Genomic DNA, 7,039 nt, shown 5'->3' with positions numbered 1-7,039 from the left:
TGAGCCTCGACCCAACCGGGCAGGGCCGCCGACGCTGGACAATGCGCTGGAAGCCCGCCCTCAACGCCTTCGACATCGCTTTCGAAGGCCGCCTGTCCGCAGGCCGCAAGTAGCCGTCAATAATCCGAGTTACACCGTTCGTTTGACAGTCCCTCGGCGAGGCGTCAGCAGCGGTCGAATGATCCCCACTGGGACTAGTTCCCCTAATTGTTGCCGATGCGATACGCCCTGCTTCAATCCGCAAATCCTATCTGGTTTAGAGCGTGTCTCAGGTGGTGAGTTTGAGGTAGCGCTTGTGGCAGGTCAGGGCGCCGGCGAGGGTGAGGAATGCGCAGTACAGGCCGGGGTTGCGTTCGTATCGGATGGTCAGCCGGCGGTAGCCGGTGAGCCAGGCGATGGTTCGTTCGATGACCCACCGGTGCCTGCCGAGCCGGTGGGAGGGCTCGATTCCGCGTCAGGCGATGCGGGGTCGGATGCCGCGCTGGCGGAGCATGCGGCGTAGGTGGGGTTTCGCATCCCTTGTCGGCGTGCAGCTTGTTCGGACGGCGCCGACGGGGACCGCGTCGGGACCTGACGGCGGGGATGGCCTGGACCAGGGATTCCAGGCAGACGCTGTCGTGGCTGTTCGCGGCGGACACGCCGACGGACAGGGGCATGCCGTTGCGGTCGGACAGGGCGTGGATCTTGCTGCCGGGTTTGCCCCGGTCGACCAGGCTCGGACCGTTCAGGCCCCCCCTTTCGCCCGCACCGATGCCGCATCGGCAGTGGCGCGGGACCAGTCGATCAACCCCTTGGACCCGAGCTGGTCCAGCGCCGCGACGTGCAACCGCCGCCACAGGCCCACCTTGGTCCAAGCGACGAACCGGCGGTGCGCGGTGGCCTTGGACACCCCGAACCCGGGTGGTAGATGCCGCCACGCGCAGCCGGTGGTCAGCACGTACACGATCGCGGCGAACACCGCCCGCGCGTCGATCGGCGGCGTGCCCCGCCCTGCGGCCGCCGAGGCGGCGGCGGAATCAACGGACGCGCAGATCCCACAACTCGTCAGGCACCCACTGCGCGATCAACCGCTTGCCTACAGCAGAAATGATCTACCACCAAAGTGAACCGCCCCGGATCTTGTAGAGACTTCCCCGCTTGGGAAGGATCGAGAGAAGATCGCGATTTGCTGGTCGTGCGGCTACGCGCCCGGTCAGCCAGTCAACCGGTGTCGGGCGGCGTCAGCAGTCGGGCTTGGCTGTACGGATGGCTGTACAGCCACACGGGTAAGAAGATGTGGACGGCGGGAAGTTGTTCGGCATCGCTCTGGCTTGACCTGCGCCGCCATGCCGGCAACGATGCCCAGGAACTGACGGCCGTTGACCCTCGCCTCCCGCCCCATCGGGCACGCGTTCCCTGCCTTGCAAGGATCAAGACCTCTGTCGGTCGACTATCGCCACTGATCTGTCCGTCTTGTCACTTCTACTTGGCCTCCAGTCTCAACCTTTCTGCGACTGCCCGCGTCGTACTGGATAGCCGAGACGAAACGGAGGCCGGATGCCCGGCGACGACAACGGATTTAGGGAGTTCGTCGATGCGCGGTACATGGATCTGCTTCGCATCGCCTACCTGCTGACCGGCTCAGCCCATGAAGCCGAAGACCTGCTTCAGGGCTCGTTGGTGAAGGTAATGCGCCGGTGGAAGCGGATTGACGATCCATGGCCTACCTGCGGCAGACGATGGTCAACCAGCACATCAGCCTGTGGCACCGATACCGGGGTCGGGAGGTGACAACTGCGACGCCGCCGGACCAATCCTTGGGCGACATCGCGGACGGGGACGCCAGGCTCTTGATGCCGCATTGCGGTCGCTGTCGCGCCGCACCCGGGCGGTGATCGTGCTGCGCTACGTGGCAGACCTGCCTGAGGCGGAGGTCGCCGCGGCCCTGGGCTGCTCGATCGGCACACTGTCAAGGATCGTTAGAAGCTAGGGTCGATGTCGCCGACACGAACGTCGATCTAAGGGAACGGTCTGATGGTACGGCGTAAGGCCCGGTCGGGGAATCGGGGCCGGTTCGACAGGCAAGACGCGTTCTTGGCCGGTGGCGCGGATGTGCGGGCGTTGCGGTATCAGCGCGCAAGTCAGGACAAGAAGGAGCAGGGTAAGAGCGTTCACGACCAGGGCGTGCTCAATCTGGCGGAGATCACGAAGCGGTCGTGGACGGACGCGGGGTCGTTCACCGACAACCACCGCTCGGCCAGCCGGCGCGCTACAAAGGAACGCGAGCAGTTCGAGTTGCTGATCGAGCAGATCCGGGCGGGCAAGGGCGACGTGCTGGTAATCTGGGAGATCTCCCGCAAGGAACGCGACCTCGCGGTGTACGTGAAGATCCGCGACATGTGCCACGAGGTCGGCCTCTACTTCTGGCTGGTCGGCGGCGTGCTGTATGACCTGCGGGACAAGAACGACCGGATGATGCTCGGCTTCCAGGCGGTGCAGGCCGAGTGGATGGCCGACTCGATCCGCGACAACGTGCTGCGCGGCATCGTCGGCGCCGCCGAAGCGGGCCGCCCGCACGGGAAGATCACCTACGGGCACCGGCGGATCTACGACCAGCGCACCAGGGCCTTGCTGCGGCAGGAGCCGGACACGGAGATGCGCAGCGGTGCCTGCGGATGGGACGGTGACGGAGTATTCGCGGGCACATGTGGTGCGGGACAACTTCCGCAAGATCTCCGAGGGTATGCCCCTCACGGCGCGGGAAGCGGAGTTGAACCGGCTGGGGATCCCGGCCTCGCAGGGTGGGATTTGGCGGCGCGGGGTCCTGCGCAAGCAGTTGATGAACCCGGCTTACATCGGCAAGCGGGTACCGCGCGGGGAGATTGTCGGGGACGGGATCTGGCCGCCGCTGGTCAGCGAGAAGACGTACTGGTCGGTGGTGCGGATGCTGGGCGACCCGTCCCGCACGACGACCTGCCCTGGCCGTGCGGTGCATCTGTTGTCGTACATGGTGCGTTGCGGGGTGTGTGACGGGCCGCTGTGCAGCGGCAGAACCGACACGGCTGGACCGGCCAGGTGTACTCGTGCCTGCACAGGCGGTGTACGGCGGTGAAGGCGCCGATTCTGGACGAGTACGTGCAGCGCACGGTGGTGGCGTGGCTGTCGCGCCCCGACGTCTACGACATCCTCACCGCCGCCAGCGCCACCGACGAGGAGGTCGCCCACGCCCGCGCCGAAGCACAACGACTGCGCGGAGAACTGGAGGACTGGCGCAAGCTGGCTGAGGAGGGCGAGGTCACCGCGATCGCCTACGCCCGGGCCGAGAAAGGACTGCTCGCGCAGATCGCCGAGCACGAGCAACGCGCCGCCGACGCCTGAATCCCCGCCGTACTGCGCGGGCGCATCGGGGACCAGGCGGTGGCGGCGTGGCAGGAACTCGGCGACGACATCCCGGTCAAGCGGGAGATCATCCGCACCGTCGCCGACATCAAACTCCTACGCGCCGGGTTCAAGGGCGAATGGCGCACCTTCGGCCGCCACCGCCTTGACTGGACGTGGAAGTTCGGCCCGCAGGACCAGCAGGTGGCTTGAGTCGCGCCGGAGCGTTATCGTCCGCGACGTCGACACCGCCTTCCCGGCAGACTTTGGCCGCCCTCGCCCCTCGACCTCCAGTGGAGCATCGGAATGGAGAGGCGGGTGGCACAATCCTCAGATGCTCCAGCCAGTCGAGTCGGGCGACCTTCGCCGCAATACGTACAACGTACGGATCTACCTCGACGACGTTGCTAATCTCGTTGCCGGACTGTCCCAATTCGGCGAGGTCGAGATCGAAGCGTCACATCGTGGGGGCACCCGGTCGAGAGTTGGCCAAGTGGACGATCTAGAAGGTCGCGATGACATCGATGCCCTCGAAGTCAAGCTGGCTCGGGGCGTTGCTGCTCAGGTCAGCATTGGAACTTTAGCCGGAGTGGATTACTACGTCGACCGCCACCATCATTTGCGTACCCCGTCTGCGACCACTTCCTGACGATCTTGGAAAGGGTACGGGCACCTCTCCGTCTTCGACTTCGCGCACGGCTTGGCCTCCTCGTGCTGCCGTACATCGACCTGAGGATGGAGCGGAGACGATCTGCTCGCGAAAGGCGAGAGAAGATCAGGCTTGAGCTGGTGTCCGGCATCATTGGCGCATCCCTGGGCGCGGCGATCACGCTGCTCGTGTTCCTTTTGCAGTAATCGGTGGCTCGCACCTGGATCCCTCACGGCCGAATCAAGCGTGCTCGCAGTGCGGTAGCGGTGGACGAGCCTGTGGTACGGGACGTCGGCGGGCAGCGCGTCCCATTGACAGCCGGTCCGGCCGACGCGTCGGATCGCATCCACCGCGCCGTTGCGGGTCAAGGTGATTGGCCGGCCGCACCCGGTGTTGGCCGGTATGCGCGGGCAGAGGACCTGTTGTTCGGCGTGGTCGTGTCCGACAGTAGCGGCGTGGTCGGCCGTTTGCAGGTGAGTCGCAAGTGGCCTGCGTGGCCTGCGCGCCCGCACTAGCGACAAGGCATACAGACGGACTGGGCACTTTGTCTGCGCTGGTTCAGTCGCCCGTATCCGAGGAAACCTCCTGTCACGCCACCACACCGGGCTACAGAGGCGGCCATCGAAATCAGCCTGGTTCGCCGGTCGCTCGGACACCTTATTTGCCGGGCTCCTACTCGCTGCTACAAACGGGCGGCAGAGTTTCGTAACCAGGCGACCCCCCCTCGGTCCCTAACGCCACCGCTGAGGTGAGGCGTGGGAGTGCATGTGGCGGCACAGTGGCACGACCCGTATCGCTGGGACACGGGTCGTGCCTGCACCTCTTCGCAATCTGCGGCGAAGGGGAAGGAGGTGCTTACTGTTTCGCCTAAATATAGGTCACTCTTTTTGGAGCCGTGCTGGGTTGGATAGTTGCTAGCAGCTGACCGGATTCTGAGAGTAGGCCACAAGCGTTTCGAAGTTGGCCCTAGCGCGGCAATAACCGCGCTCGTCTGGGTCGATGAAGTAGCCGGTAGCCGCCGTGCCGTCGGACGACTGCTGCAGGTAGTAAAGCGCCTCGGGATCCTCCTGATAGGGGCCGGACGGCGAAGCCGCCCACTCCAGGGCAATGTCGATCGGGCCACTACACCCGCCAGAAAGCTTTGCCGAGGCGGTCTGCATCCCGATGGAGTGATAGAGATCAGTTACCGAGAGGGAGCATCCTGAGCCTTGATCGACAGCGAGAGTTGGTGTGGCGGCGGCCGGTGTTGCCGTGGCGACCAAGCCTCCAGCAAGTACGAGTGCACCGACCACGCTACGGATACGCACGATTCGTCCTCCCGTCAATGCGTGTAGAAATCTTCTACGCGCTCCTACCGCCGTGAAGAAATCATACGGATACCGCCTGGCATCTCTCTGTCACTTTGCCATCACTCTGTGTCCGTGAACCCGGTACCCGGTAGCGCTACCGAAAGCATGGAGTTGCGGGAGCACCTCGTGCCCAAGGAGATTAAGACGCGGCAGGGGCAGGGTGCGGTCGAATGCGCGCGACAGGGCGGCCTTCGCGGATACATGCGATGAGCAGCCGCCCGTCGCACCCGGTCGAACGGCGTTAGGAAGTGTCTCGTGGATCTTGGGTGAGGTCGCGTAGCCAGATCTTCATCATGGCGATGTCGATGGTGGCCTGATACATGTAGTCGCGCTTGTCGTACCTGGTCGCGAACGCCCGGAACTGCTTGAGCTTGTTGAACGCGCGTTCGGCGGTGTTGCGTTGCTTGTAGCGCTCCCGGTCGAACGCGGGTGGCCGACCGCCGCGGGAACCTTTCTTGCGGCGGTTGGCCGCCTGGTCGGCCTTGATCGGGATGGTGGCCTTGATGCCACGGCGGCGCAGGTGAGCGCGGATGGCCTTCGAGCTGTACGCCTTGTCCGCGAGGACGTGCCCGGGGCGGGTGCGTGGCCTGCCGACGTGGCGGGGAATCCGGATGGCGGCCATGACCTGTGTAAAGCCGGTGCAGTCGGCCCGCTGCCCGCAGGTGGCGTGCCGGGCGATCGGGCGGCAACGCCGATCGGCGGCCAGGTGCAGCTTGGTGGTCAACCCGCCACGGGACCGGCCGAGGGCTTCCCTTCCACGGTCACGTCCCGTCACGTGGTGTAGGTCGCCTGCGTGAGGCTCTTTGCGCTGTTCAGTTTCCGGTTCGTTGTCCGTGTGGCAACGAGTCTGGTCAGGCAGCGCTGAGTTCGCTGGTGGCGGCCGGTTTCGGTGGTGTGTTGATTTGGGCCATGGAGCCTTCGGCGAGGTAGCGGCGGTCGCCGGTTTGCCATTCGTCGTGGGCTTCGACCAGGACGGCGCCAGCGAGGCGGAGCAGGGCTTCGGGCTTGGGGAACACGCCGACGACGTCGGTGCGGCGTTCGATCTCCTTGTTCAGCCGCTCGAGGGGTTGGTCGACCAGATCTTCTTCCAGTGGCTGGGCGGGAACGGGGTGAACGCGAGGAGGTCCTCGGCGGCGTCGCGGAGCATGGTCTCGACTTTGGGCAGCTGGCGGCCGAGCATGCCGGCGATGACGTCGAGTTGTTCGCGGACGTGGGCGGCGTCGGGTTGGGCGAAGATGGTGCGGATCGCGGCGGCGACCATCTCGGCGTTGCCCTTGGCACCACGGCGAGGACGTTGCGCAGGAAGTGCACGCGACACCATTGCCAGGACGCGCCGAGCAGACTGCGGCGATGGCTTGTCTGAGGCCGGTATGGGCGTCGGAAATGACCAGCTGCACCCCGGCCAGGCCACGCGCTTTCAATGAGCGGAGGAAGGCGGTCCAGAAGGCGCCGTCTTCGCTGTCACCGACGGCGAAGCCGAGCACTTCCCGCCAGCCGTCGGCGCGTACACCGGTGGCGACGACGATCGCCTGGGAGACCACCCGCCGATTGACGCGGGCCTCGCAGTAGGTCGCGTCGAGGAAGAGCTAAGCCTCGATCCACCGATGCGGTTGCAGCTGAACGCTGGTTGATCATTCCGGTCTTGCGTGGTGCGGCGGGTGTACGGGAGCCGCCGATCGCGTTT

7 protein-coding genes and 4 pseudogenes are annotated in these 7,039 nt (G+C 65.4%); 7 read left to right on the top strand and 4 right to left on the bottom strand.

Annotation, left to right across the window (positions count from 1 at the left end):
• Window positions 1-268 precede the first annotated feature (268 nt).
• Window positions 269-1,064, bottom strand: a pseudogene (locus AB0873_RS31420) (IS5 family transposase).
• A 472-nt stretch (window positions 1,065-1,536) separates the two neighbouring features.
• Here AB0873_RS31420 and AB0873_RS31415 point away from each other — a divergent pair.
• The 7 genes and pseudogenes from AB0873_RS31415 (at window position 1,537) to AB0873_RS31385 (ending at window position 4,006) form a co-directional block, all read left to right on the top strand.
• On the top strand, window positions 1,537-1,770 hold the full coding sequence (locus tag AB0873_RS31415; protein ID WP_366604337.1) for a sigma factor: 234 nt from the start codon (window positions 1,537-1,539) through the stop codon (window positions 1,768-1,770).
• Entirely contained in the window at window positions 1,742-1,969 is a 228-nt protein-coding gene (locus tag AB0873_RS31410) for a sigma-70 family RNA polymerase sigma factor (protein WP_366604336.1), read from the top strand. Before AB0873_RS31415 ends, AB0873_RS31410 begins: the two co-directional genes overlap by 29 nt.
• 44 nt (window positions 1,970-2,013) lie before the next feature.
• A pseudogene (locus AB0873_RS31405) lies at window positions 2,014-2,538 on the top strand (recombinase family protein); the annotation flags it as partial.
• Window positions 2,539-2,722: 184 nt separating this feature from the next.
• The gene (locus tag AB0873_RS31400) at window positions 2,723-3,091 is read left to right on the top strand and encodes a recombinase family protein (protein ID WP_366604339.1); all 369 of its coding nucleotides are present in this window, start codon (window positions 2,723-2,725) and stop codon (window positions 3,089-3,091) included.
• The gene (locus tag AB0873_RS31395; RefSeq protein WP_366604334.1) at window positions 3,088-3,357 is read left to right on the top strand and encodes a hypothetical protein; all 270 of its coding nucleotides are present in this window, start codon (window positions 3,088-3,090) and stop codon (window positions 3,355-3,357) included. Before AB0873_RS31400 ends, AB0873_RS31395 begins: the two co-directional genes overlap by 4 nt.
• Before the next feature lie 39 nt (window positions 3,358-3,396).
• A complete protein-coding gene (locus AB0873_RS31390) occupies window positions 3,397-3,570 on the top strand; it encodes a hypothetical protein (RefSeq protein WP_366604332.1) in 174 nt (57 codons plus the stop codon).
• A gap of 121 nt (window positions 3,571-3,691) precedes the next feature.
• Window positions 3,692-4,006: a hypothetical protein gene (locus AB0873_RS31385; protein WP_366604330.1), complete on the top strand. Its 315-nt coding sequence runs from the start codon at window positions 3,692-3,694 to the stop codon at window positions 4,004-4,006.
• Between the two features lie 914 nt (window positions 4,007-4,920).
• Here the strand turns inward: AB0873_RS31385 and AB0873_RS31380 are convergent.
• The 3 genes and pseudogenes from AB0873_RS31380 to AB0873_RS31370 all read right to left on the bottom strand — a co-directional run.
• Complete coding sequence (locus tag AB0873_RS31380) at window positions 4,921-5,313, bottom strand: hypothetical protein (protein ID WP_366604328.1); 393 nt, start codon at window positions 5,311-5,313, stop codon at window positions 4,921-4,923.
• A gap of 283 nt (window positions 5,314-5,596) precedes the next feature.
• Window positions 5,597-6,121 (bottom strand): annotated as a pseudogene (locus AB0873_RS31375) (IS5 family transposase); the annotation flags it as partial.
• Window positions 6,122-6,206: 85 nt separating this feature from the next.
• Window positions 6,207-6,941, bottom strand: a pseudogene (locus AB0873_RS31370) (IS256 family transposase); the annotation flags it as partial.
• Window positions 6,942-7,039: the final 98 nt, after the last annotated feature.

Source organism: Micromonospora sp. NPDC047707, from assembly GCF_040704235.1.
Lineage (GTDB): Bacteria > Actinomycetota > Actinomycetes > Mycobacteriales > Micromonosporaceae > Micromonospora.
This window is presented reverse-complemented; position numbering and strand designations above follow the sequence as displayed.

Bases quoted from the DNA above. Each gene is read 5' to 3' on its own strand.
- AB0873_RS31400 (WP_366604339.1), top strand. From the start codon at position 2,723: ATGCCCCTCACGGCGCGGGAAGCGGAGTTGAACCGGCTGGGGATCCCG.
- AB0873_RS31385 (WP_366604330.1), top strand. From the start codon at position 3,692: ATGCTCCAGCCAGTCGAGTCGGGCGACCTTCGCCGCAATACGTACAAC.
- AB0873_RS31415 (WP_366604337.1), top strand. From the start codon at position 1,537: ATGCCCGGCGACGACAACGGATTTAGGGAGTTCGTCGATGCGCGGTAC.